The sequence below is a fragment of the Streptomyces sp. BoleA5 genome, assembly GCF_000373665.1.
Lineage (GTDB): Bacteria > Actinomycetota > Actinomycetes > Streptomycetales > Streptomycetaceae > Actinacidiphila.
Genome location: NZ_KB892127.1, coordinates 16,372 through 37,688, shown reverse-complemented (window position 1 = coordinate 37,688; position 21,317 = coordinate 16,372). Strand labels below are relative to the sequence as shown.

At 71.5% G+C, this 21,317-nt stretch carries 19 protein-coding genes and 3 pseudogenes; 13 read left to right on the top strand and 9 right to left on the bottom strand.

Going from position 1 to position 21,317, the window contains the following annotated elements; translation table 11 throughout:
- Nucleotides 1–17: 17 nt before the first annotated feature.
- Nucleotides 18–899 (top strand): RNA polymerase sigma-70 factor, encoded by an 882-nt coding sequence (locus B085_RS0132230; protein ID WP_018562738.1) that lies wholly within the window; start codon nucleotides 18–20, stop codon nucleotides 897–899.
- A gap of 55 nt (nucleotides 900–954) precedes the next feature.
- Here B085_RS0132230 and B085_RS0132225 read toward each other — a convergent pair whose 3' ends face one another.
- Nucleotides 955–1,434 carry a cupin domain-containing protein gene (locus B085_RS0132225; protein ID WP_018562737.1) on the bottom strand — a complete coding sequence of 160 codons (480 nt, stop codon included), beginning with the start codon at nucleotides 1,432–1,434 and terminating at the stop codon, nucleotides 955–957.
- 135 nt (nucleotides 1,435–1,569) lie between these two features.
- Complete coding sequence (locus tag B085_RS44455; protein WP_018562736.1) at nucleotides 1,570–2,034, bottom strand: hypothetical protein; 465 nt, start codon at nucleotides 2,032–2,034, stop codon at nucleotides 1,570–1,572.
- 324 nt (nucleotides 2,035–2,358) lie between these two features.
- On the opposite strand from B085_RS44455, the gene B085_RS0132210 reads away from it, so the two are divergent.
- Together B085_RS0132210 and B085_RS44450 are read left to right on the top strand one after the other, a co-directional pair.
- Entirely contained in the window at nucleotides 2,359–3,714 is a 1,356-nt protein-coding gene (locus B085_RS0132210) for an NAD(P)/FAD-dependent oxidoreductase (protein ID WP_018562735.1), read from the top strand.
- 706 nt (nucleotides 3,715–4,420) lie between these two features.
- A pseudogene (locus tag B085_RS44450) lies at nucleotides 4,421–5,023 on the top strand (sigma-70 family RNA polymerase sigma factor); the annotation flags it as partial.
- Nucleotides 5,024–5,051: 28 nt separating this feature from the next.
- Here the strand turns inward: B085_RS44450 and B085_RS0132200 are convergent.
- Nucleotides 5,052–5,939, bottom strand: a complete 888-nt coding sequence (locus B085_RS0132200; RefSeq protein ID WP_018562733.1) for a hypothetical protein — start codon at nucleotides 5,937–5,939, stop codon at nucleotides 5,052–5,054.
- Nucleotides 5,940–6,168: 229 nt separating this feature from the next.
- On the opposite strand from B085_RS0132200, the gene B085_RS0132195 reads away from it, so the two are divergent.
- The 3 genes from B085_RS0132195 (at nucleotide 6,169) to B085_RS0132185 (ending at nucleotide 9,881) form a co-directional block, all read left to right on the top strand.
- Nucleotides 6,169–7,794: a cytochrome b gene (locus tag B085_RS0132195; protein ID WP_026251676.1), complete on the top strand. Its 1,626-nt coding sequence runs from the start codon at nucleotides 6,169–6,171 to the stop codon at nucleotides 7,792–7,794.
- Nucleotides 7,795–7,874: 80 nt separating this feature from the next.
- On the top strand, nucleotides 7,875–8,825 hold the full coding sequence (locus B085_RS0132190) for an alpha/beta hydrolase (protein ID WP_018562731.1): 951 nt from the start codon (nucleotides 7,875–7,877) through the stop codon (nucleotides 8,823–8,825).
- A gap of 204 nt (nucleotides 8,826–9,029) precedes the next feature.
- Nucleotides 9,030–9,881 carry an alpha/beta fold hydrolase gene (locus B085_RS0132185; protein WP_018562730.1) on the top strand — a complete coding sequence of 284 codons (852 nt, stop codon included), beginning with the start codon at nucleotides 9,030–9,032 and terminating at the stop codon, nucleotides 9,879–9,881.
- A gap of 36 nt (nucleotides 9,882–9,917) precedes the next feature.
- Here B085_RS0132185 and B085_RS0132180 read toward each other — a convergent pair whose 3' ends face one another.
- Complete coding sequence (locus tag B085_RS0132180) at nucleotides 9,918–10,418, bottom strand: hypothetical protein (protein ID WP_018562729.1); 501 nt, start codon at nucleotides 10,416–10,418, stop codon at nucleotides 9,918–9,920.
- 117 nt (nucleotides 10,419–10,535) lie between these two features.
- Here B085_RS0132180 and B085_RS0132175 point away from each other — a divergent pair, with 117 nt between their 5' ends.
- The 5 genes and pseudogenes from B085_RS0132175 (at nucleotide 10,536) to B085_RS0132155 (ending at nucleotide 15,070) form a co-directional block, all read left to right on the top strand.
- Complete coding sequence (locus B085_RS0132175) at nucleotides 10,536–11,132, top strand: GNAT family N-acetyltransferase (RefSeq protein ID WP_018562728.1); 597 nt, start codon at nucleotides 10,536–10,538, stop codon at nucleotides 11,130–11,132.
- Between the two features lie 10 nt (nucleotides 11,133–11,142).
- Nucleotides 11,143–11,553 (top strand): VOC family protein, encoded by a 411-nt coding sequence (locus B085_RS0132170; RefSeq protein WP_026251675.1) that lies wholly within the window; start codon nucleotides 11,143–11,145, stop codon nucleotides 11,551–11,553.
- Nucleotides 11,554–11,809: 256 nt separating this feature from the next.
- A complete protein-coding gene (locus B085_RS0132165) occupies nucleotides 11,810–14,191 on the top strand; it encodes an ATP-binding cassette domain-containing protein (RefSeq protein ID WP_018562726.1) in 2,382 nt (793 codons plus the stop codon).
- Between the two features lie 92 nt (nucleotides 14,192–14,283).
- Nucleotides 14,284–14,625: pseudogene (locus B085_RS47635) on the top strand (helix-turn-helix domain-containing protein); the annotation flags it as partial.
- Nucleotides 14,626–14,716: 91 nt separating this feature from the next.
- Nucleotides 14,717–15,070, top strand: coding sequence for a VOC family protein (locus B085_RS0132155; protein WP_018562724.1), 354 nt, complete (start codon nucleotides 14,717–14,719; stop codon nucleotides 15,068–15,070).
- A gap of 53 nt (nucleotides 15,071–15,123) precedes the next feature.
- On the opposite strand, the gene B085_RS0132150 is transcribed toward B085_RS0132155, so the two are convergent.
- The 5 genes from B085_RS0132150 to B085_RS0132130 form a co-directional block, all read right to left on the bottom strand.
- Complete coding sequence (locus B085_RS0132150; protein WP_018562723.1) at nucleotides 15,124–15,327, bottom strand: hypothetical protein; 204 nt, start codon at nucleotides 15,325–15,327, stop codon at nucleotides 15,124–15,126.
- Nucleotides 15,327–15,923, bottom strand: coding sequence for a YceI family protein (locus tag B085_RS0132145; protein ID WP_018562722.1), 597 nt, complete (start codon nucleotides 15,921–15,923; stop codon nucleotides 15,327–15,329). Before B085_RS0132145 ends, B085_RS0132150 begins: the two co-directional genes overlap by 1 nt.
- Nucleotides 15,924–16,004: 81 nt before the next feature.
- On the bottom strand, nucleotides 16,005–16,754 hold the full coding sequence (locus tag B085_RS0132140; RefSeq protein WP_018562721.1) for an SDR family oxidoreductase: 750 nt from the start codon (nucleotides 16,752–16,754) through the stop codon (nucleotides 16,005–16,007).
- A 183-nt stretch (nucleotides 16,755–16,937) separates the two neighbouring features.
- Nucleotides 16,938–18,638: an L-aspartate oxidase gene (locus tag B085_RS0132135; RefSeq protein ID WP_018562720.1), complete on the bottom strand. Its 1,701-nt coding sequence runs from the start codon at nucleotides 18,636–18,638 to the stop codon at nucleotides 16,938–16,940.
- A 167-nt stretch (nucleotides 18,639–18,805) separates the two neighbouring features.
- Nucleotides 18,806–20,038 carry an NAD(P)/FAD-dependent oxidoreductase gene (locus tag B085_RS0132130; RefSeq protein WP_026251672.1) on the bottom strand — a complete coding sequence of 411 codons (1,233 nt, stop codon included), beginning with the start codon at nucleotides 20,036–20,038 and terminating at the stop codon, nucleotides 18,806–18,808.
- Nucleotides 20,039–20,264: 226 nt separating this feature from the next.
- On the opposite strand from B085_RS0132130, the pseudogene fdxA reads away from it, so the two are divergent.
- Nucleotides 20,265–20,576, top strand: a pseudogene (gene fdxA, locus B085_RS44445) (ferredoxin); the annotation flags it as partial.
- Between the two features lie 283 nt (nucleotides 20,577–20,859).
- Entirely contained in the window at nucleotides 20,860–21,243 is a 384-nt protein-coding gene (locus B085_RS0132120) for a GNAT family N-acetyltransferase (RefSeq protein WP_158689866.1), read from the top strand.
- Nucleotides 21,244–21,317 lie beyond the last annotated feature (74 nt).

Genomic DNA, 21,317 nt, shown 5'->3' with positions numbered 1-21,317 from the left:
CCGACGAGGACGAAGCAGTGGATGAAGCCGAGGACCTGGACCTCCGCGAAGCACAGGAGGAGTTCCAGGCCGCCCGTGGCAGCCTGTTCGGCATCGCCTACCGGATGCTCGGCAGCGTGAGCGAGGCCGAGGACATCCTTCAGGACGCCTGGATCCGCTGGCAGACCTACGACCGCTCCAAGGTGGAGAACCCCCGGGCGTTCCTCGCGACGACGGTGACGAGGCTCGCGATCAACGTGCTCAAGTCGGCCAGGGCCCGCCGCGAGACCTACGTCGGGCCCTGGCTGCCCGAACCGGTGGACACCGAGAGCGACCCCGCCCTCGGCGCGGTGAACGGCGAGGCGCTGGAAGTCGCGGTGCTCATGCTCCTGGAGAAGCTCACGCCCGCCGAACGCGCCGCGTACGTGCTCCGTGAGGCGTTCGAGTACCCGTACGCGCAGATCGCGGAGATCATCGGCCAGTCCAACGCCAACGCGCGCCAACTGGTCAGCCGGGCGCGCAAGCACCTGGCGGCGGAGAAGAGGGCCAGTGTCGTGTCCACCGACCACCAGCGGTTCCTGACGGCGTTCGTCGCCGCCGCCAAGGCCGGTGAAGTGGGCGTGCTGGAGGACATGTTCACCGAGGACGTCGTCTCGTACTCCGACGGCGGAGGCGAGGTGCGGGCGTCGAAGTTCCCCGTCGTGGGCCGTCACCGGGTGGCCAAGTACCACCATGCCTTCGCCGACCGGTTCTGGGTGGACGCCACCGTGGAGCCCGTCCAGGTGAACGGCCGGCCCGCCATGAAGCTGTCCCGGGACGGCACGGTCTTCGCCCTCCTGACGCTGAGCGTCACGGCGGAGGGCATCGACCGCGTGATGTGGATGATGAGCCCGACGAAACTCGCCGTCCTGGACGAGTAGGCGCGCACGGACCCCGGCACCGCCCAGGGGGGCGCGGCGCCGGGGAGCGGCCCGGTCAGTCGACGAAGTACGAGTCGTGCTTGTCCAGGAACGCGGCGCGCTCCTCCGCCGTGGCGTTGCCCATCTGCGAGATCTGCTCGAAGTACTCCTCGCGCGGCGCTCCCGGCGTGAAGAGCAGCAGCATCTCGGCCGGGGCGTCGGAGTCGTTGCGGAAGGCGTGCAGTCCGCCCTGCGGGACGTGCAGGAAGTCGCCCTCCTCCGCGTCGACCCACTTCTCGCCGTTGTAGAGGCGGACGGTTCCGCGCAGGATGAAGAAGGACTCCGAGATGGTGCGGTGGAAGTGCGTGCTGGGACCGCCCGCGTTCGCCCTCATCATGACGCGGTAGAGCCCGTACTCGCCCCGCGTCATGTCCGTGGTGGCCAGGTAGTGGATGCCGTCCCCGGCCTGGCCGACGTTCGGAGGGGTGCTCGCCGGGCGGAAGTTCGCGTTGATCTCTCCGGTGTCCCCGAAGTACACCTGCTGTGGGTACGACATGCCTACCATCCCTTGCTCACGTCGCGTGCGCCGAGCGCACCGGGTGGGGCGAGTGCCGGCCGTCGCGACCGTCCGTGACCACGCCCCTCCGAGGTAAGACCGAGGCCCCCGGGCGGATGTGACAGCCCCGGAGGGTCAGGCGACCGCGACGACGCCCACCGCCGCCATGCCGTCGTCCGCGCGCAGGAGGATGTCGTAGAGGTAGGTGTCGCCCGCGCGGGGCGTCACGATTTGCCGGCCCCCCGGGGGCAGGGTGCGGGACACGGCCTCGTGCCTCTCACCGGGCTCCGACCCGCTGACGGCCACCAGCCTGACCGGCGTTCTGCCGATGTTCTCCAGCGTAACGGAACGGGTCCTCGGACACGTTTCGCCGAGCGCGTCTGTGCAGTGGAAGCGCACGTCGCCGAAATCGTCCAGCCCGCAGGAGACATCGGTGGCGAAGCTGAAGCGCACCGAGCAGACCGCGCCCACGCGCAGGTCCGTCGCGGGCGGCGGCGAGGCCCGCTCCTCCTTTCGGGGCGGGCCGTCCGCGCATGCCGCGGCGAACGGCACGAGCGTGACGGTGCTGACGAGTACGGCGGACAGGAGCGCGGTGCGCACGAGGGCTCCAGGGGGAAGACGGGAACAGCCGGGTGCCGCACCGGTCGGGGTGCGGGCGGGCCTGGGCGGTGCGGGCGCGAAGTCGCCGCGGACGTCGGTCGGCCCGTGCCGGCCTGAAGTCGAGTCCTCGGGAACGTAGCAGACAGTGTTGAACCGTAGGGCGGGCGGAGGGGGTGCACACGCTCTTCGACGTGGCTGTTTCCCGCGGAAAGCCCCATGTATGGGCGCTATGCGGTCACAACGTTCGCGACTGAGCGGGCATGCTCTGTCACACCGACAGGGGCTGCGCTGTCTTACTGGTGACGGAGAGAAACAGAGGGAACCATGCGCGAGATCCTGATCGTCGGCGGCGGCTACGCGGGCTTCTACACGGCCTGGGGCCTGGAGAAGACGCTGCGGCCCGGGGAAGCGCGGGTCACCGTCGTCGACCCGCGTCCCTACATGACCTACCAGCCGTTCCTGCCGGAAGTGACCGCGGGTTCGGTGGAGGCACGCCACGCCGCCGTGTCGCTGCGGCGCCACCTGCACAAGACCCGCCTGGTCGCGGGAAGTGTGACCGAGATCCGCCACGCCGACCGGACGGTGACCGTCCGGCCCCCGAACGGTGAGGAGTACGAACTCCGCTACGACACGCTGGTCGTCACCGCGGGTGCCGTGACCCGCACCTTCCCCATCCCGGGACTGGCCCAGAGCGCCATCGGCCTCAAGCACGTCGAGGAGGCGGTCGCCGTCCGCGACCGGCTGCTGACGGCGTTCGACCAGGCGGCCTCGCTGCCGCCGGGGCCCGAGCGGCGGAAGCTGCTCACCGTCACGTTCGTGGGCGGCGGCTTCTCCGGTGTCGAGGGCTTCGGCGAACTGCTCGCGCTCGCGACCGCGATGCTCAAGTCCTATCCCGAACTGAGCCCGGGCGAGCTGTCGTTCCACCTGATCGAGGCCCGGGGCCGCATCCTGCCGGAGGTGAGCGACAAGCCCGGCGCCTGGGTCGTGCGCCACCTGGAGCGGCGCGGCGCCCATGTGCACCTGAACACCCAGTTGGTCTCCGCCGAGGACGGACACGTCGTGCTGTCCGACGGGGAGGAGTTCGACTCGGAACTCATCGTCTGGACCGCGGGCAACGCCTCGAACCCGGTCGTGCACAACCACACCGACCTGCCGGTGGACGAGCGCGGACTGCTCGTCGTGCGCCCCGACCTCCGGGTGGGCACGGAAGGCGACCCCGTGCCGGACGTGTGGGCGGCCGGGGACGACGCGGCCGTGCCCGACCTGGCCTCGCCCGTGCCGGGCGCGCGCACGGTGCCGAACGCCCAGCACGCGGTCCGGCAGGGCAAGCGGCTGGCGAAGAACATCCTCGCGAGCCTGCGCGGCGGCAGGGTCCGGGACTACCGCCACAGCAGCCTCGGCGTGGTGGCCACGCTGGGCCTGGGCCGCGGGATCTTCCAGTACAAGGGCATCGTCGTCAAGGGCTTCCCGGCCTGGCTGATGCACCGCGGCTACCACGTGCTCGCCGTGCCCACCTGGGAGCGGAAGGTCCGGGTGCTCACCGTCTGGCTCACCGCGGCCCTGTTCGGCCGGGACCTCGTCTCCCTCGCCTCCGTGCAGCACCCGCGGGACGCGTTCGTCACCAGCGCCGCAGCCCGGCGCCCCGCGGAGCGGCGGGCGGGCGACCGCACGGCGGTGTGAGCGCCGCGAAGACGACGCCGGCCGGGCGGTGGGGCGCGCTCACGTCCTGAACGCCCTCCGTGCCGGGGACGACCGACGCGGACCTGATCCGCCGCTTCCAGGGGCCCGCCCGGCTCCCGGAGGCGGCGGATCAGCTCTGCGGGGCTCTCGCACCCTCCACCCGTCACACTCCGTGACACCACATTTCCGTGGGCGGAACTTCAGCCACGGATGAATAACGTGTCACTGCTTTTTGAAACACCATGGGATTGATTCTGCGCGGTTCTTGGCGAACTGTCGGGAGTAGCGTCCGATTCGCGGCATTTGTCCAGCGTATGATGTGTGCCGACGGTGGGTTGTGAGGCTCTGACACACACCGTTCACTCGCCCGAGATCCTTTGTTTCGGTGGCCGGTGACGATTTTCTCTCGCCATTTCTGTCACACGATCGGGCCTTTATCGGTCTATTCAGCGGAAGTGATGGGAGAAGTCAGTGACGCTAGGTGACCGCAGCCCGTGTAGTAGCCACCCAGGTGGAACATCGTGTGACACCCTTGTGTCGCGCGGCTGGGGGCTGCCCGTAAATGACCTCTGAACGGATGGGTGACGTGTGCGCCTGCCGCCCACCCGGTGACGGTGATGCCGTGCGCGTGGACGAAGCCCGGGGGAAGGCGGATGCCGAGCCGTCCCCCTCCGCACAGGGTCTCGACGAGGCCGCCGGCGTCTTCATGGAACTGCAGCCGCGTCTGTTCGGCATCGCGTACCGCGTGCTCGGAAGCGCTGTCGAGGCCGAGGACGTCGTGCAGGAGGTCTGGCTGCGCTGGCAGAAGACCGACCGCTCCGCGGTGCTCAGCCCACCCGCGTTCCTCTCCACCACCACGACCCGCCTGGCCATCAACGTCGCCCAGTCCGCCCGGGTGCGCCGCGAGACCTACATCGGGCCCTGGCTGCCCGAACCCGTCGACACGAGTGCGGATCCCGAAGTGGGTGCCCAGCGGGCCGAGGCCGTGGAACTCGCCCTGCTCCTGGTGTTGGAGCGACTGGCCCCGACGGAGCGCGCGGCCTATGTCCTGCGCGAGGCGTTCGACTACTCCTATCCGGAGATCGCCGGGATACTGCAGGTCAGCCTCGTCAACGCACGCAAGATAGTCAGCCGGGCCCGCAAGCACGTGATGGCCGGGCGTCGCGAGACGGTGGACTCCGCGGAGCACCGGCGTCTGCGTGAGGCCTTCGTCTCCGCGGCGCGGACGGGGGAGCTGGCCCCGCTGGAGGCGCTGCTCGCCCCCGAGGTCGCGGACCGGGTGCGGGAACGCGGCGGTCCGCGGGGCGCGGAAGCGGCCCGCGCGGCGCCAAGCGCCGTCAGGAGCCGATGACGGGGCGGACGGAGCGGGCCGGATGGTTCCAGGGCCGGAGCTTGTCGGGGTTGAGGACGATCCAGGCCTGCGAGACACGGTCGTCGGCGATGTCCAGGCTGACGACCGCCACCACCTGGCCCTCGTAGCGGGCCACCAGACCGGTGCGGCCGTTGACGGCGTGGGCGGTCAGGGTCACCCGCTGACGGTGGGCGAGCAGGGTCAGCAGACTGCGCGCGACCGGTTCGGCACCGTGCACCGGCCGGACCAGTGCCCTCAGCTTCCCGCCCCCGTCGAAGAACGCCGTGGCGTCCGGGCGCATCAACGCCGACAACCGCACCGCGTCGTCACTCAGGCACGCCGCCCGCACCGCGCGCGCCACGGCATCGTGCACCTGCGGCGTCACGGTGTGCGACCTGCGGGCGCGGATCGCACGCCGCGCGCGATCGGCGAGCTCGGCGCACTCCGGCTCCGGCCGACCCACGACGTCCGCCACCGTGCCCAGCGCCATCCCGAAGCAGCCGTTGAGCACGAACGCCGCCCGCTCCGCGGGCGCCAGCGCGTCCAGCGCGGTCAGCAGGGCCTCACCGATCTCGTGCTGCAGCTCGACCCCCACCTGCGGACGCGCCGTGACGGCCGTGGCCGGTCCCGCGTACCCGGCAGACGTGGCCAGGCGGGCCAGACAGATCCCGCCCACCGTCTTCACCAGCCACGCCCCGGGCGACTCGATCCCCCTGCGCGCCGCCTCCGGCAACCCGAACCACTGCCGGTAGGCCCCGTCGACGACCGACTCGGCCTGCGCCGACCCGCCCACCATCCACAGGGCCACGTCCAGCAGGTGCCGGCGCTCGTCCAGCAACTCCGCGATCGGCACCGCGTCATCGGAGAAATCCATGGCGTTGACCTCCCTCGTCCGCGATACCGACAGGGAACCGTTTTCCTGTCCTGCTGGTGAGACCGACCGGGCGGGGACCTTGTGACATTGCGCTCCTCCGCCACCGCGGCGATGCCGCGCGGACGGTGCACGTCACACTTTCGTCTCGGGATCGGTCATATACGAGGAAGGTGCACGAGAGTGCCGACCTGCGACCCGCCATGGGTGGAACATGAATGGTGACAGGAACATGGGAAGCGTCAGCCGGTCCGCGAAATCGCAGCAGGCGGGCGGAGGCGCGAAGGTCGCCGAATGGTTCGGCGGGCGACTGGGCGTCGACACCCGTTCCGGATCATCCGTCAGACGGAAAGCGTTCCCCAGCCACTGGTCCTTCATGCTGGGGGAGATATCCCTCTACAGTTTCTTCATTCTCGTCCTCACGGGAATCTACCTTTCGCTCTACTTCCACCCGTCCATGACGCCGGTGGAGTACCAGGGCAGTTACGCGCCGCTGCGGGGCCTGACGGTCTCCGAGGCCTTCGACTCGACCATGCGCATCTCCTTCGAGGTGCGCGGCGGCCTGCTGATCCGCCAGGCCCACCACTGGGCGGCGCTGGTCTTCGTCGCCAGCATGTTCGTCCACATGCTGCGCGTCTTCTTCACCGGAGCCTTCCGCAAGCCGCGCGAACTCAACTGGGTGCTGGGCTTCTCGCTGCTGGTCCTGGGCATGTTCGAGGGTCTGACGGGCTACGACCTCCCGGACGACCTGCTGTCCGGGACCGGGCTGATGGTCGTGAACGGGACCATCCTCTCCATCCCGCTCGTCGGGACCTATCTGTCGATGTTCCTCTTCGGCGGCGAGTACCCGGGCAAGGACCTGATCGCGCACTTCAACACCCTGCACGTCGTGGTGATCCCGGCCCTCATGGCCGGCATCCTCGTCGCGCACCTGGTCCTGGCACGCCGTCACAGGCACACCCAGTACCCGGGACCGGGGCGTACCGAGAGGAACACCGTCGGTCTGCCCTTCCGCGTGTACGCCGTGAAGTCGGGGGCGTACTTCCTGCTGGTCACCGGGGTCGTCTTCATCATCGCCTCGCTCGTGCAGATCAACCCCATCTGGCTGTACGGCCCCTACCGGCCCGACCAGGTCACCGCGGGATCACAACCCGACTGGTACATGGGCGTCCTCGACGGGCTGCTGCGCGTGATGCCGGGCTGGGAGGTCGCCTTCTGGGGCCACACCCTGGCCCTGGACAACCTCGTGCCGCTGCTGGCGGGCGCGGGGCTCTTCCTCGCCCTGGGCGCCTACCCGTTCGTCGAGGCCTGGGTGACCAATGACGGCAAGCGCGACCACCACCTCCTCGACAGGCCGCGCAACCGGCCGGTGCGCACGGCCCTGGGCGCGGCGTGGGTCAGCGTGTACGCGGTGGCGCTGCTGGGAGCCGCCAACGACCTGATCGCGGTCCGTCTGCACATGTCGGTCAACGCCGTGACCTGGGCCGTCCGGATCGGCCTGTTCGTCGTGCCGTTCGTCGTCTTCACCGTGACGAAGCGATGGGCCCTCGCCCTCCAGCGCGGCGACCGCGAGGAGGTGCTGCACGGCCGCGAGACCGGGATCATCAAGCGGATGCCGGACGGCGAGTACGTCGAGGTCCACCGTCCGCTCGCCCGGGAGAAGCTCCATCTCCTCACCCAGCACGAGCAGTACGCGCCCATCCGCATCTCCGCGGACGGCAGCGCCGCCCGTGCCGAGCGGCTGCGCGCGCTGCTCAGCCGCGGCCTGTACGGAAAGGGGACGCAGATTGCCAAACCCACCGTGCGGGAATACGAGGAGATCGCCCATGGCGAGGGTGACGGCACCGTTATCCACTGAGCTGTCACAGATTCCCCCGTGCCCTTGTCGAAAAGGGTGAGGGAAAACGCACGCAGTTCCGAAACTTGGGAGTCCCACAGATGAGCAAGCCCGTTCTCGAGCCCGCGGCCCAGGAAATAGCGGACGCCACGGCAAAGCCGCCGTTCCTCCACGAACTCGGTGCGGAGGGCGCCCGCAAGGTCCTCGACGACATCCAGGCGGCGCCGGTCGAGAAGTACGAGGTCCGGGAGAAGTGGCTCACCGTGCCCGCGGAGGCCGGAGACGTACGGGTGCGCATCGTCAGGCCGGTGGGCGCGGACGAGCTCCTTCCCGTCGTGCTGTACGTGCACGGCGGAGGCTGGGTGCTCGGCAACGCGGGTACGCACGACCGCCTCGTGCGGGAACTGGCCGTGCTGGCGCACGCCGCGGTGGTGTTCGTGGAGTACGACCGCTCGCCCGAGGCCCGCTACCCGGTCGCGATCGAGCAGGCCTACGCCACGGCCCGCTGGATCACCGCGCAGGGCGCGGCCGAGGGTCTGGACGCCTCCCGCATGGCCGTCGCCGGAGACTCCGTGGGCGGCAACATGACCGCGGCCCTGACGATCATGGCCAAGCGGCGCGGCGACGTGACCTTCGTCCACCAGTCGCTCTACTACCCCGTGACCGACGCGGCCCAGGACACCGGCAGCTACCGGGAGTTCGCGGACGGCCCGCACCTGACCGCCAAGGCCATGGCCTGGTTCTGGGACTGCTACACCACCGACCCGGCGGAGCGGGCGGAGATCACCGCCTCGCCGCTGCGCGCGAGCCTGCGGGACCTCGAGGGGCTGCCGCCGGCGCTGGTCATCACCGACGAGAACGACGTGCTGCGCGACGAGGGCGAGGCCTACGCCCGCAAGCTGACCCAGGCCGGCGTCCCCACCGTCAGCGTCCGCTACAACGGCACGCTGCACGACTTCATGATGCTCAACCCCGTCCGTTCCACGCGGGCCACCCGCGCCGCGATGGAGCAGGCGACCCGCGCGCTGCACACCGCGCTGCACGGCAACTGACCTCCCCGCTAACGGAGGGCGGCCGCGTGACGCGCCTCCCGCAGCGGTGATCCCGGGTGGCCCGGACCCGTACGCCGCCGTCCCGCGGCCGGCGGGCCACCCCTTCCAGACGTACGGCAGCGACTGCCGTGCCCACCCACCGCCGGCCTCCGTCCCGGGGCCGGGTGGGGACACAACCAACACCTGCCTCGAAAGGGCCAACCCGTGAACCGTCATGCCCGCTACCGGACCCTCCGCACCCCGCTCACCGTCATGGCGACGGTGACCGTCGCCGCCGGTCTGCTCGCCGCCACCATCGGTCCCGCCGGCGCCACCAAGGGCGGCGGCCAGGCCCCCGCGCAGCACCGCAAGCCGACCGTGGTCCTCGTCCACGGCGCGTTCGCCGACTCCTCCAGCTGGAACGACGTCGTCAAGAAGCTGAAGCACGACGGCTACCCCGTGGTGGCCGCGTCCAACCCGCTGCGCGGGCTCAGCAGCGACGCCGCCTACGTCAGGGAACTGGTGGACAGCATCAAGGGGCCCGTGGTCCTTGCCGGCCACTCCTACGGCGGCGCCGTGATCTCCAACGCCGCCTACGGCTCCGACAAGGTCAAGGCCCTGGTCTACCTGGCCGCCTTCATGCCCGACAAGGGCGAGAACGCCTTCGACCTGTCGCTGAAGTTCGAGGGCAGCACGCTCGGCGACGCGCTGAAGCAGGTGCCGGTCACGCTGCCCGACGGCTCCAAGGGCGTCGACCTCTACATCGACCAGCCCAAGTTCCACGACCAGTTCGCCGCGGACGTCCCTGCGCACACCGCGGAGATCATGGGGGCCACCCAGCGCCCCGTGTCCGGCGGCGCGCTCTACGAGCCCTCCGGCGAGCCCGCGTGGAAGACCATCCCGTCCTGGGTCCTGGTGGCCTCCGAGGACCGCAACATCCCCCGCGAGCTCCAGGTCTTCATGGCCGAGCGCGCCAAGTCCCACGTGGAGGAGGTCCGTTCCTCCCACGCGGTGAGCGTCTCCCACGCGAAGGAGAGCGCCCGCATCATCGAGGAAGCGGCGCGTTCCGTCCGCTGACCGGCGCCGCGGAGAACCGGCGGGCGGGGCGGCGCGTCACGCGCCGCCCCGCCCCTCCCTCGCCGCGACGTCCGGCCGCGGGCCGCGCACGACGCGGACGCCGGCCGCCCGCTCCGCGCGGTCGGCCAGTGCCGTGAGGCCTACGGACGGCTCGGTCGCCAGCGCGTCACCCACGAGCGCTCCCACGTCGACCGCCGCGGTCCGCCGGGCCGGCGGCCGCGTGAACCCGGTCACCACCCAGCGGCCGCCCACGGGCGAGGCCGAGTCGTCGAGCCACGCCCAGCGCGCACCGTGCACACTGATCAGGAACTCCCCGAGGCAGGCCGTCAGCAACGTGTGCAGCCGCGTCCACTCCTCGCCGTCCAGGAGGGCGGGGATCTCGCGTGCAAGGCTGTCGTCGAGGACGCGGACCGCGGCTCCGGGATCGGTCCGCAGGAGACCGGGAGCGTGCCCCAGACCGGCCAGGAGGTCCCTGGTGCGGCCGCGGCACGCGGCGGCCCACTCGGCGACGTCCAGGGCGGCGGTATCTGTACGCATACCCGCAGGGATATCAGAGCGGATCCGCCCGGCCGCACGGCACCCCCCCCCGGCACCGGCCGCCCGGCCGCCGAAATCGCGTTGTCGGCCCCCGCGCCGCCGCGAGAGCATCCGTGCATGGCCGAACCCGCCGCAATCCTCCGCTCCGACCAGGCCGTACTGCGCCGCTGGCGCACCGGCGACCTCGACGCCCTGGACCGCGCGATCACCGAGTCCCTGGAACACCTGATGCCCTGGATGCCGTGGGCCGCCGATCACGGCAGGCACCGCACCGCCGGCTTCCTCGCCGGCAGCCACGAGGAGTGGGCGACCGGTGAGGCGTTCGCCTACGCGATCACTACGGACGGCACCGTGATCGGCGGCTGCGGCCTCCACCGCCGTATCGGCGCCGGAGGCCTGGAGATCGGCTACTGGCTCCACCCCCGGTGGACCGGACGCGGCCTGGCCGCGGGGGCCGTGGCCGCCCTCGTCGACGAGGGCTTCACCCTGCCCGGCATCGAGCGCCTGGAGATCCACCACGACGCCGCCAACGCCGCCAGCGCCGCCGTGGCACGGCGCCTCGGCTTCGCCGAGGTCGCTCGCGTCCCCGAACCGGAGGGGCCCTCCACTCCGGGCGAGGTGGGGATCGAGGTCGTCCGGCGGCTGACCGCCGACCAGTGGCGACCGCGGGATCGGTCAGGAATGGAGAAGCCGCCGCCGGCGGCCCGCGGCTAGCGTGACGGCCATGGACATCACCATTCACTGGACCTTCCTCCCGCACACCGACCCCGAGGCCTCGCTCGCCTTCTACCGCGACACCCTCGGCTTCAAGGTCCGCAACGACGTCGGCTACGGCGACATGCGCTGGATCACCGTCGGCCCCGCCGACCAGCCCGGCACCTCGATCGTCCTGGAGCCGCCCGCCGGCGACCCGGCCATCACCGAGGACGAGCGCCGCGCCGTCACCGCGATGATGGCGAAGGGCACCTACGCCCGTGTCGTCCTCGCCACGCCCGACCTCGACGGCGTCTTCGAGCGGCTGGTCGCGGGCGGCGCCGAGGTCGTCCAGGAGCCGACCGAGCAGCCGTACGGGATCCGCGACTGCGCCTTCCGCGACCCGGCGGGCAACACGATCCGGTTCAACGAGGTCCGCTGACGCCGCCCCGCCGATCCCCGCTCCCCGCACGGACGGCCGCCGGGGCCGGGAACCCGTCCGCGGCCCGGCCCGTTCGAGGGGGACCGGTCCGAACCGGGAGCGGGGCGGCCGGTCGGACGGCTAGCGTGGCCGCGACCGCGCCGACGAGGGGACGCCGGACATACGTGTCCGAAGCCGGTCGGATCGAGTCAGGCGACGCCGGCGGAGACCGCGTGGGCGGCCCCGTACGCACCAGACAGATGGAGAGACGATAAGCATGGCCAAGAAGGCGGACGCGCAGTCGCCTGCGCCGCACGTTGCCGACAGCCACGATCTGATCCGCGTGCACGGCGCGCGCGAGAACAACCTGAAGGACGTCAGCATCGAGATCCCGAAGCGCCGGCTGACGGTGTTCACCGGTGTCTCCGGCTCGGGCAAGAGCTCCCTCGTCTTCAACACCATCGCCGCGGAGTCGCAGCGGCTGATCAACGAGACCTACAGCGCCTTCGTGCAGGGCTTCATGCCGACGCTGGCCCGTCCCGAGGTGGACGTCCTCGACGGGCTGACCACCGCGATCACCGTCGACCAGCAGCGGCTGGGGGCCGACCCCCGCTCCACCGTCGGCACCGTCACCGACGCCAACGCCATGCTGCGCATCCTCTTCAGCCGGCTCGGCGCCCCGCACATCGGCCCGCCCAGCGCGTACGCCTTCAACGTCCCCTCCGTCCGCGCCAGCGGGGCGATCACCGTGGAGCGCGGCGCGAGCAAGGCCGAGAAGGTCTCCTTCACCCGCACCGGCGGCATGTGCCCGCGCTGCGAGGGCCGGGGCACGGTCTCCGACATCGACCTCAGCCGGCTCTTCGACGACTCCAAGTCGATCAACGAGGGCGCCATCACGGTCCCCGGTTACAAGGGCGGCGGCTGGAACTCCCGGCTCTACGCCGAGTCCGGCTTCTTCGACCCCGACAAGCCGATCAGCACGTTCACCCAGCAGGAACTGCACGACTTCCTGCACCGCGAGCCGACCCGGATGAAGATCGCCGGCATCAACATGACCTACGAGGGGCTCATCCCGCGGGTCCAGAAGTCGATGCTCTCCAAGGACAAGGAGGCGATGCAGCCGCACATCCGCGAGTTCGTGGACCGCGCCGTCGCCTTCACCACCTGCCCCGAGTGCGACGGGACCCGGCTCAGCGAGGGCGCCCGCGCGTCGAAGATCGCCGGGACGAGCATCGCCGACGCGTGCGCGATGCAGATCAGCGACCTGGCGGAGTGGGTGCGCGGCCTCGACGAGCCCTCGGTGGCGCCGCTGCTCACCAAGCTGCAGCACACCCTCGAGTCGTTCGTGGAGATCGGCCTCGGCTACCTCTCGCTCGAGCGGCCGTCGGGCACCCTCTCGGGCGGCGAGGCGCAGCGCGTCAAGATGATCCGCCACCTCGGCTCCTCGCTCACCGACACCACGTACGTCTTCGACGAGCCCACCACCGGTCTGCACCCGCACGACATCCAGCGGATGAACGGCCTGCTGCTGAGGCTGCGCGACAAGGGCAACACGGTGCTCGTCGTGGAGCACAAGCCGGAGACCATCGCGATCGCCGACCATGTCGTCGATCTCGGCCCCGGCGCCGGTACGGCCGGCGGCACCGTCTGCTTCGAGGGCGACATCGAGGGGCTGCGCGCCAGCGGCACCATCACCGGCCGGCACTTCGACGACCGCGCCTCCCTGAAGGAGACGGTGCGCAAGCCCACCGGCAACCTGGAGGTACGCGGCGCCACGGCGCACAACCTGCGGGACGTCGACGTCGACGTCCCGCTCGGGGTGCTCACCGTCATCACCGGAGTCGCCGGCTCCGGCAAGAGCTCCCTCGTGCACGGGTCCATCCCCGCCGGTGCCGGCGTCGTGTCCGTCGACCAGAGCCCCATCCGGGGCTCCCGCCGCAGCAACCCGGCGACGTACACCGGGCTGCTCGACCCGATCCGCAAGGCGTTCGCCAAGGCCAACGACGTCAAGCCCGCGCTGTTCAGCGCCAACTCCGAAGGCGCCTGCCCCACCTGCAACGGCGCCGGCGTCGTCTACACGGACCTGGCGATGATGGCCGGCGTCGCCAGCACCTGCGAGGAGTGCGAGGGCAAGCGGTTCCAGGCCTCCGTGCTGGAGTACCACCTCGGCGGGCGCGACATCAGCGAGGTGCTCGCCATGTCGGTCACCGACGCCGAGGAGTTCTTCGGCGCCGGCGACGCGCACACCCCTGCCGCGCACCGCGTCCTCGGCCGGCTCGCCGACGTCGGACTCGGCTACCTCAGCCTCGGCCAGCCCCTCACCACGCTCTCCGGCGGTGAGCGGCAGCGGCTGAAGCTGGCCACGCACATGGCGGACAAGGGCGGTGTCTACGTCCTCGACGAACCCACCGCCGGCCTGCACCTCGCCGACGTCGAGCAACTGCTCGGCCTGCTGGACCGCCTCGTCGACTCCGGCAAGTCCGTCATCGTCGTCGAGCACCACCAGGCGGTCATGGCGCACGCCGACTGGATCATCGACCTCGGCCCCGGCGCCGGCCACGACGGCGGGCAGATCGTTTTCGAGGGCACCCCGGCGGACCTCGTCGCCGACCGCTCCACCCTCACCGGCCGGCACCTGGCCGCCTACGTCGGCGCCTGAGGCGCGGCTTCCGTACGACGACGCGGGGGCCGGGGCGATCCGCCCCGGCCCCCGCGGCCCTCAGTAGCGGGCGGCCCGGCCACCAGCGACGCGCCGACAGCCGCATGTCGCTCGTGGCCCGGGCGATCGAGTGGATCAAGGCCCACTACGACGAGGTCATCCGGATCGACGAGGTCGCCCGCGAGGTGGGCATGAGCGTCTCCTCGCTGAACCGGCACTTCCGTGCCGTGACCGCGATGAGCCCGCTGCAGTTCCAGAAGCAGATCCGGTTGCAGAAGGCCCGTCTGCAACTGATCGCGGCACCGGACGACATCGCCGCGGTCGGTCACGTCGTCGGGTACGACAGCGCCTCGCAGTTCAGCCGCGAGTACCGCCGCATGTTCGGAGCCCCGCCGGGCCGGGACGCGGCCCGCCTGCAGACCGCGGCGGTCGTCCAGGAGCAACCGCCCCGCGGACCGCCTCACGAGGAGGCCGTCGGTCCGCGGGGTCCGGGAGTTCGGCTCCCCGCCCTGGCAGGATGGCGGCATGGAACGTGTGCTTGGAATCGGCGGGCACTTCGTGCGCGCCGCCGACCCGGCGGCCCTCAGCGCCTGGTATCGCGACTGCCTGGGGCTGGACGCCGATCAGAACGGCCTGTGGACCCAGGAACCCGGCCCCACGGTCTTCGCGGCCTTCGAGTCCGGGACCGACTACTTCGGGTCCCGCACCCAGCAGACGATGCTCAACTTCCGGGTCCGCGACCTGGACGCGATGCTCGCGCAACTGCGCGCCCGGGGAGCGGACGTGGCCGCGCAGACCCAGGACATGGACGGTGTCGGCCGCTTCGGCTGGGTCACCGACCCCGAGGGCAACCGCATCGAGCTGTGGCAGCCCGCCTGACATCACCTTCCCCCTGGCACCGACCCCCGGAACCCGGGTCCACGGCGCCGGGCTCAGTGGTCGCCCGGGTCCTGTTCCGGGAGGAGGCCGGAGGCGCGGAGGCCGCTCAGGGCCTCGGCGACGGCGGTCATGCGGTCGGCGACGTCGGCGAGTTCGCGGCGCAGCTCGATGACGCGCAGTTCCAGGGCGACGGCCTGGGCGCTGAGGGTCAGCGCACTGGCCGAGACGTCGGGACGGTGGTCGGGTGAGCCGGTCATCACAGGGCCTCCGGGCCGAGTCGCAGCGCGGAGACGCTGAGTTCGAGCCGAACCTTGTCGCTGAGCAGGACGCCCCCGGTCTGCAGGGGGACGTTCCAGTCGAGCCCCCACTCGGAACGCCGGAGGGTGGCCGAGCCCTCGAAGCCGACCCGCCACTGTCCACCGGGGTCCCGGGCGGTGCCGCCGTAGGCCAGGTCGAGGTGCACGGGCCGCTCGATGCCCTTGATCGTCAGGTTCCCCGCCATGCGGAAACCGTTCCCGCCCGGGGAAGCGACCGCGGTCGAGCGGAAGACCATGAGGGGGAAGGCCGCGGAGTCCAGGAAGTCGGGGCCGGTGATGTGGGAGTCGCGCGCCGGGAGGCCCGTGGTCAGGCTGCCGGTCTGCACGCTCACATGGGCCTCGGAGCGGGCCGGCCGGAGCCCGTCGAGCCGCAGGAAGCCCTCGAAGGCCGTGAATCCGCCCCGCACCCGGGTGACCATGGCGTGCCGGACGGAGAAGCCGACCGCGCTGTGGAGCGGGTCGATGACGTACGCGCCGGTCAGTTCCTCCTGCGGACGCGTGCCGGGGACGGTGGTTTCCGCGCAGTTCCTGGGCATGGCGGGTCGGCACCTCTTCGTACGGGTGGGTCTCGGGAGGCTGCGGTGGCCCCCGCCGGGGGCGGGGGCCACCCGCGGGGGTTACCGCTGCTGCTGGGCGAACCAGTCGGCGAAGCGGGTCGCTGCCAGCTGCGCGCCGGGGCCGGGGACGAGGGAGTCTTCCTGCAGCTCGGAACCGTAGTAGCGGGCGTGCGGGTCCGCGACGACCTTGCGGGGGTCGTTCTGGGCGGTCAGCACGTCACGGATCAGTTCGTCGAACCGGAACACGTCCGGGCCGGCGATCTCCACCACCCCGTTGAGGGGCGTGCCGGCCGCGGTGCGGGCGACTGCCGTGGCCACGTCGTCGGAGTAGATGGGCTGGAACTTGACGGGCGGGATGCGCACCGTGTCGCCCTCGGTCCCCGCGTCCGCGATGCCGTTCGCGAACTCGAAGAACTGCGTGGCGTGGACGAGGGAGTAGGGCATGCCCGACGCCTTGATCAGCTCCTCCTGGGCCAGCTTGGCGCGGAAGTAGCCGTTCTCCGGGAGCCGGTCGGTGCCGACGATGGAGAGCGCGACGTGGTGCGTGACACCGGCCTCGGCGTTCGCCTTCAGCAGGTTGGAAGTGCAGGTGCGGAAGAAGTTCATCACGGCCTCGTCCTCCCAGGAGGGCGAGTTGGAGACGTCCACGACGACCTGGGCGCCCTGCAGGACCTCGGCGAGGCCCTCGCCGGTCAGGGTGTTGACGCCGGTGTTGGGGGAGGCCGCGACGGCCTCGTGCCCGTGGTCGTTGAGCTTGCTGACGACCTTCGAGCCGATCAGCCCGGTTCCGCCGATGACTACGACCTTCATGTTGGGGTCCTCTCGGGTGTTCTCGTGCGCGGGGCGCATGGTGCGGTGACTCGCCCACCGGCACCGGCCGGTACGTGATCGCCGGTACGTGTTCGCCGGTAATGACCGGGTGGCGGGGCGGTTTGTGACAGGGGCCCGGCGTGGCGGGCCCGGTACCTCACACGGAGTGGCCTGGCGGCGCCGCTACTCGACGAGCTTGCCCTCGGTGGAGACGTCCTGCATCAGGGCGGCGATCTCCTCGGGGACGGCCGGGATGCTCTCGCGGGTGACGCCGGTCTTCGGGGACCAGACGAGGTTGACCCGCAGCGCGGGGTCCGTCTCCGGGTAGTCGCTGCGGTTGTGGCAGCCACGGGTCTCGCGCCGCTCCAGCGCCGACTCCAGCGTGGCGCGCGCCGCCAGGGCCGCGGACTTGAGGTCGAAGGCGTGTGCGAGGTCCTGGTAGCCGGCGATGTCGGGGTGGATCCCGACCGACTCCATCCGCTTCTCGATGGCGTCGAGTTCCGCCAGGCCCGCGCGCAGGCCCTCCTCGTCGCGTACGACGCCCGCGTGCTCGGTCATCGTGTTGCGGATCGCGCGCTGCAGGGCGCGGACGTTCTCCGGCCCGTCCGCCGCCAGCAGGTCGTCGACCTCGGCGCGGGCCTGAGCGATCGCCGCCGCCGAGCGAGGAAGCGAGGTCAGCCCCAGCGAGTAGGCGGCGGCCGCCTGGCCCGTGATGCGGCCGAAGACGAGCAGCTCGATCAGGCTGTTGCCGCCCAGGCGGTTGGCGCCGTGCAGACCGCTGGACGCCTCGCCGATGGCGTACAGGCCGCGGACGTCGGTGCTGTGGTCCTCGGGCCGCACCCAGACGCCGCCCATCGAGTAGTGCGCGGTGGGCGCGATCTCGATCGGGTCGCGGGTGATGTCCAGCATCTGCAGGTCCAGCAGCGTCTGGTAGACCCGGGGGAGCCGGTTCATGATGGTCTGCCGCGGCAGGTGGGAGACGTCCAGCCACACGGCGCCCTTGGGGGTGCCGCGTCCCTCCTTGATCTCCGTGTACGAGGCGAGCGCCACGCGGTCACGCGTGGACAGCTCCATCCGCTCGGGGTCGTAGCGGCTCATGAACCGCTCGCCGAGCGCGTTGCGCAGGATGCCGCCCTCACCGCGGGCCGCCTCGCTGACGAGCGTGCCGGCCGCGTTCTCCGGCTCGATGATGCCGGACGGGTGGAACTGGACGAGCTCGGCGTCGCGCAGCCGGGCGCCGGCCTCCACGGCCAGGCGGAAGGAGTCACCGGTGTTCTCGTCGCGCCGGGAGGAGGTGCGCCGCCAGATCCGGGTGTGGCCGCCGGCCGCGAGGATCACGGCGTCGGCGTGGATGAGGTAGCGCGTGCCGTCCGTGAGGTCGAAGCCGTACGCCCCGAACACGGCGCCGTCGTGCTCCAGGATGCGGGTGATGTAGACGCCCTCGAGCACCGGGATGCCGAGCTGCTCCGTCCGGCGGACGAGGGTGCGCTGGATCTCCAGGCCGGTGTAGTCGCCCGCGAAGGCGGTGCGGCGGTACCGGTGCGCGCCGAAGAAGCGCTGCGAGATCCGGCCGTCCTCCTCCCGGGCGAAGGCCATGCCGTACCGCTCCAGGTCGTCGATGCCGCGGGCCGCGCCCTGGGTGACGATCTCCACGGTGCGGGGGTCGGCCAGCAGGTAGCTCTCCTTGAGCGTGTCCGCGGCGTGCTGCTGCCAGCTGTCCTCGGGGTCCATGGTGGCCAGCGCGGCGTTGATGCCCCCGGCCGCGAGCGCGGTGTGGGCGTCGTCCTTGGGCCGCTTGCCGACCGCGAGGACGTCGACACCGGCCTCCGCCAGTTCGATCGCCGCTCGCAGTCCTGCTCCTCCGGTGCCGATCACCAGCACCATGGTGGAAATGTGTCGTTCAGTGAGGGCCACGGTCCGCTCCGATCGCCTTGGTTGTCACTCGGTACGACCGGGCGGGCGGGCCATCTGTGACACCGGCTTCCCGCGCGGGGAAGGGCGTGGGGCGCCCGGGTCGTCCGGCCGTCCCACGCCCACGGGCGGCCGGGCCGTCAGGCGGTGACGCGGTCCAGCGGCACCTGCGGGTCGGCGAGCCGGGCGTCGTCGACCGCGGCGCGCGAGGTGATCAGGTCGCGGACCGGCTCGATGACGTCCCACACGTTGACGTTCATGCCGGCCTGGATGCGGTCGCCCGCCATCCAGAAGGCGACGAACTCCCGTGCGGCCTTGTCGCCGCGGAAGACGACGCGGTCGTAGCCGCCGGGCTCCACGTAGCCGGTGTACTCCATGCCGAGGTCGTACTGGTCGGTGTAGAAGTACGGCAGCCGGTCGTGGACGGCGTCGCCGCCGAGCATCCCCTGCGCGGCCGTGGCGGGCTGGTTCAGCGCGTTGGCCCAGTGCTCGACACGGATGTGGCGGTCGAGGAACGGGTGGTAGGCGTTGGCGACGTCGCCCGCGGCGAAGACGTCCGGCGCGGAGGTGCGCAGGTGGGCGTCGGTGACGATGCCGTTGCGCACCTCCAGCCCGGCCGCCTCGGCGAGCTGCACGTTGGGGGTGATGCCGACGCCGACGACCACGGCGTCCGCGGGGAGGCGCGTGCCGTCGGCGAGCTGCACCCCGTCGGCGCGTCCGCCGCTGCCGGTGATGCGCTCCACCTGCGCGCCGTGCCGCAGGACCACGCCGTGGTCGGTGTGCAGGGCCGCGAAGACCTCGGCCGCCTCGCGCCCGAGCACCCTGAGCAGCGGCAGCTCCTCGGCCTCCAGCACCGTGACGTCCGCCCCGGCCTGCTTGGCGGCCGCGGCGGTCTCCAGACCGATCCACCCGCCGCCGATGACGACGATCCGCGCGCCCGCGGTGAAGGCGGCCTTGAGCCGCTCGCTGTCACCCACACGGCGCAGGTAGAGCACGTTGTCCAGGTCGGCCCCGGGGACGGGCAGACGGCGCGGCGTCGAACCGGTGGCCAGGAGCAGCTTCGTGTACGGCATGCGCTGCCCGCCGTCGAGCTCCACCTCCTTGGCCCCCGCGTCGAGCCCGGTGACGGGCGTCCCGAGGCGCAGGTCGACGTCGTGCTTGTCGTACCAGTCGTCGGGGTGGACGAAGATCGAGTCGCGGGTCTCCTTGCCGAGCAGATAGCCCTTCGAGAGGGGCGGCCGGACGTAGGGCCGGTCCGGTTCGTCGCCGATGAGAACGAGCCGGCCGTCGTAGCCGTTCTCCCGCAGCGCCTCCGCCGCCTTGCCCGCGGCCAGACCGCCTCCGACGATCACGAAAGTGTTCTCAGGGGACACGATGCACCTCATTTCGGATGTCGCATGCTGCGAACCATGTACGGAGAGTCAACCACCAGACCGCTCGGCACTCCGCTGTGTGACACCGCCGTCGTGTCGCCGGGGCGTCCGGCGGGTGCGTCTGTCACAACGCCAGGCGTGTTCCGGTCATAGGGCTGCTGATCGAAGGACGCCCGGGGCGGACGGCCCACCGGTGCTCGTCCCCGCCGCGACCTTGGAGCTAAGGGTGACCTACGTCGTCGCGCAACCCTGCATCGACGTCAAGGACCGGGCCTGCGTCGCCGAATGCCCGGTGGACTGCATCTACGAGGGCGGCCGGACGCTCTACATCAACCCCGCCGAATGCGTGGACTGCCGGGCCTGCGAGCCCGTGTGCCCGGTCGAGGCGATCTTCCACGAGGACGACCTGCCGCAGGAGTGGGCGCGGTACCGGGACGTCAACGCCGAGTACTTCGCGTCCCTCCCGGATCCCGGTGGGCACGGCGGACCGCCGGCCGGGGACCGGGACCACCCCTACGTGGCGGCGCTGCCGCCGCAGGGGTCCCGGAAGAAGGACATCGCCGTCTTCGCCATCGGCAAGGAGGAGGCCGAGGAAGCCGACCTCTGGTTCCCGTCGTGACGGTCCGAGGGGACACGGGCGTGGGTGGGGATCCGGACGAGGCCCGCGGGTGAACCCCTTCGCCCGTACCCGGCTGCGGGGCGGACGGCCCGCGCGGCACGCGCCCCGCCTCGTCGAACTCGGCCCTCGGGACCTCGAACGAGCCGTGGCCATGCACCTCAGGTGCTCGCCCGGCACGCTGTGGAGCCGCTACCACAGGGCGATGGGTGATCCGCGGTCCTATCTGAGCACCCTGCTCGCCAGACCGGGAGCCGTGCACCTGGGCGTCCGGCAGCCGGACGGCGACCTCGTGGCCGTGGGGCACCTGATGCCGGACCGCGGGAACGCGGAGGCGGCGCTGCTCGTCGAGGACGCCTGGCAGAACAGCGGACTCGGCAGCCGGCTCCTGCGCCACCTCGGCCACCGTGCGGTCGGCGCCGGGTGGAAGGAGGTCTACGGGCTCGTCCTGCCCGGGGACGCGAAGATCGCCGCCATCCTGTCGCACACCTCCGTCCCGGTGCACGCCGTGCACGAGGAGGGCGTGACGACCCTGTGGGCGGAGACCGGCGACATCGGGGCCGAGGAACTCCCCGCCGACGTGTGGTGACGGGCGCGGCGCGCGTGCCGCTGTCACAGATCGGGACGCTGCCCGGTCTGTCCCCCGGAAGGCGCAAATCGGGC

What these genes read in the sequence shown, in the direction of transcription:
- B085_RS0132225 (WP_018562737.1), bottom strand. Translation starts at nt 1,434, where the DNA reads ATGTCGTACCCACAGCAGGTGTACTTCGGGGACACCGGAGAGATCAAC.
- B085_RS0132210 (WP_018562735.1), top strand. Translation starts at nt 2,359, where the DNA reads ATGCGCGAGATCCTGATCGTCGGCGGCGGCTACGCGGGCTTCTACACG.
- B085_RS0132200 (WP_018562733.1), bottom strand. Translation starts at nt 5,939, where the DNA reads ATGGATTTCTCCGATGACGCGGTGCCGATCGCGGAGTTGCTGGACGAG.
- B085_RS0132195 (WP_026251676.1), top strand. Translation starts at nt 6,169, where the DNA reads ATGGGAAGCGTCAGCCGGTCCGCGAAATCGCAGCAGGCGGGCGGAGGC.
- B085_RS0132190 (WP_018562731.1), top strand. Translation starts at nt 7,875, where the DNA reads ATGAGCAAGCCCGTTCTCGAGCCCGCGGCCCAGGAAATAGCGGACGCC.
- B085_RS0132180 (WP_018562729.1), bottom strand. Translation starts at nt 10,418, where the DNA reads ATGCGTACAGATACCGCCGCCCTGGACGTCGCCGAGTGGGCCGCCGCG.
- B085_RS0132175 (WP_018562728.1), top strand. Translation starts at nt 10,536, where the DNA reads ATGGCCGAACCCGCCGCAATCCTCCGCTCCGACCAGGCCGTACTGCGC.
- B085_RS0132170 (WP_026251675.1), top strand. Translation starts at nt 11,143, where the DNA reads ATGGACATCACCATTCACTGGACCTTCCTCCCGCACACCGACCCCGAG.
- B085_RS0132165 (WP_018562726.1), top strand. Translation starts at nt 11,810, where the DNA reads ATGGCCAAGAAGGCGGACGCGCAGTCGCCTGCGCCGCACGTTGCCGAC.
- B085_RS0132155 (WP_018562724.1), top strand. Translation starts at nt 14,717, where the DNA reads ATGGAACGTGTGCTTGGAATCGGCGGGCACTTCGTGCGCGCCGCCGAC.
- B085_RS0132150 (WP_018562723.1), bottom strand. Translation starts at nt 15,327, where the DNA reads ATGACCGGCTCACCCGACCACCGTCCCGACGTCTCGGCCAGTGCGCTG.
- B085_RS0132145 (WP_018562722.1), bottom strand. Translation starts at nt 15,923, where the DNA reads ATGCCCAGGAACTGCGCGGAAACCACCGTCCCCGGCACGCGTCCGCAG.
- B085_RS0132140 (WP_018562721.1), bottom strand. Translation starts at nt 16,754, where the DNA reads ATGAAGGTCGTAGTCATCGGCGGAACCGGGCTGATCGGCTCGAAGGTC.
- B085_RS0132135 (WP_018562720.1), bottom strand. Translation starts at nt 18,638, where the DNA reads ATGGTGCTGGTGATCGGCACCGGAGGAGCAGGACTGCGAGCGGCGATC.
- B085_RS0132120 (WP_158689866.1), top strand. Translation starts at nt 20,860, where the DNA reads ATGGGTGATCCGCGGTCCTATCTGAGCACCCTGCTCGCCAGACCGGGA.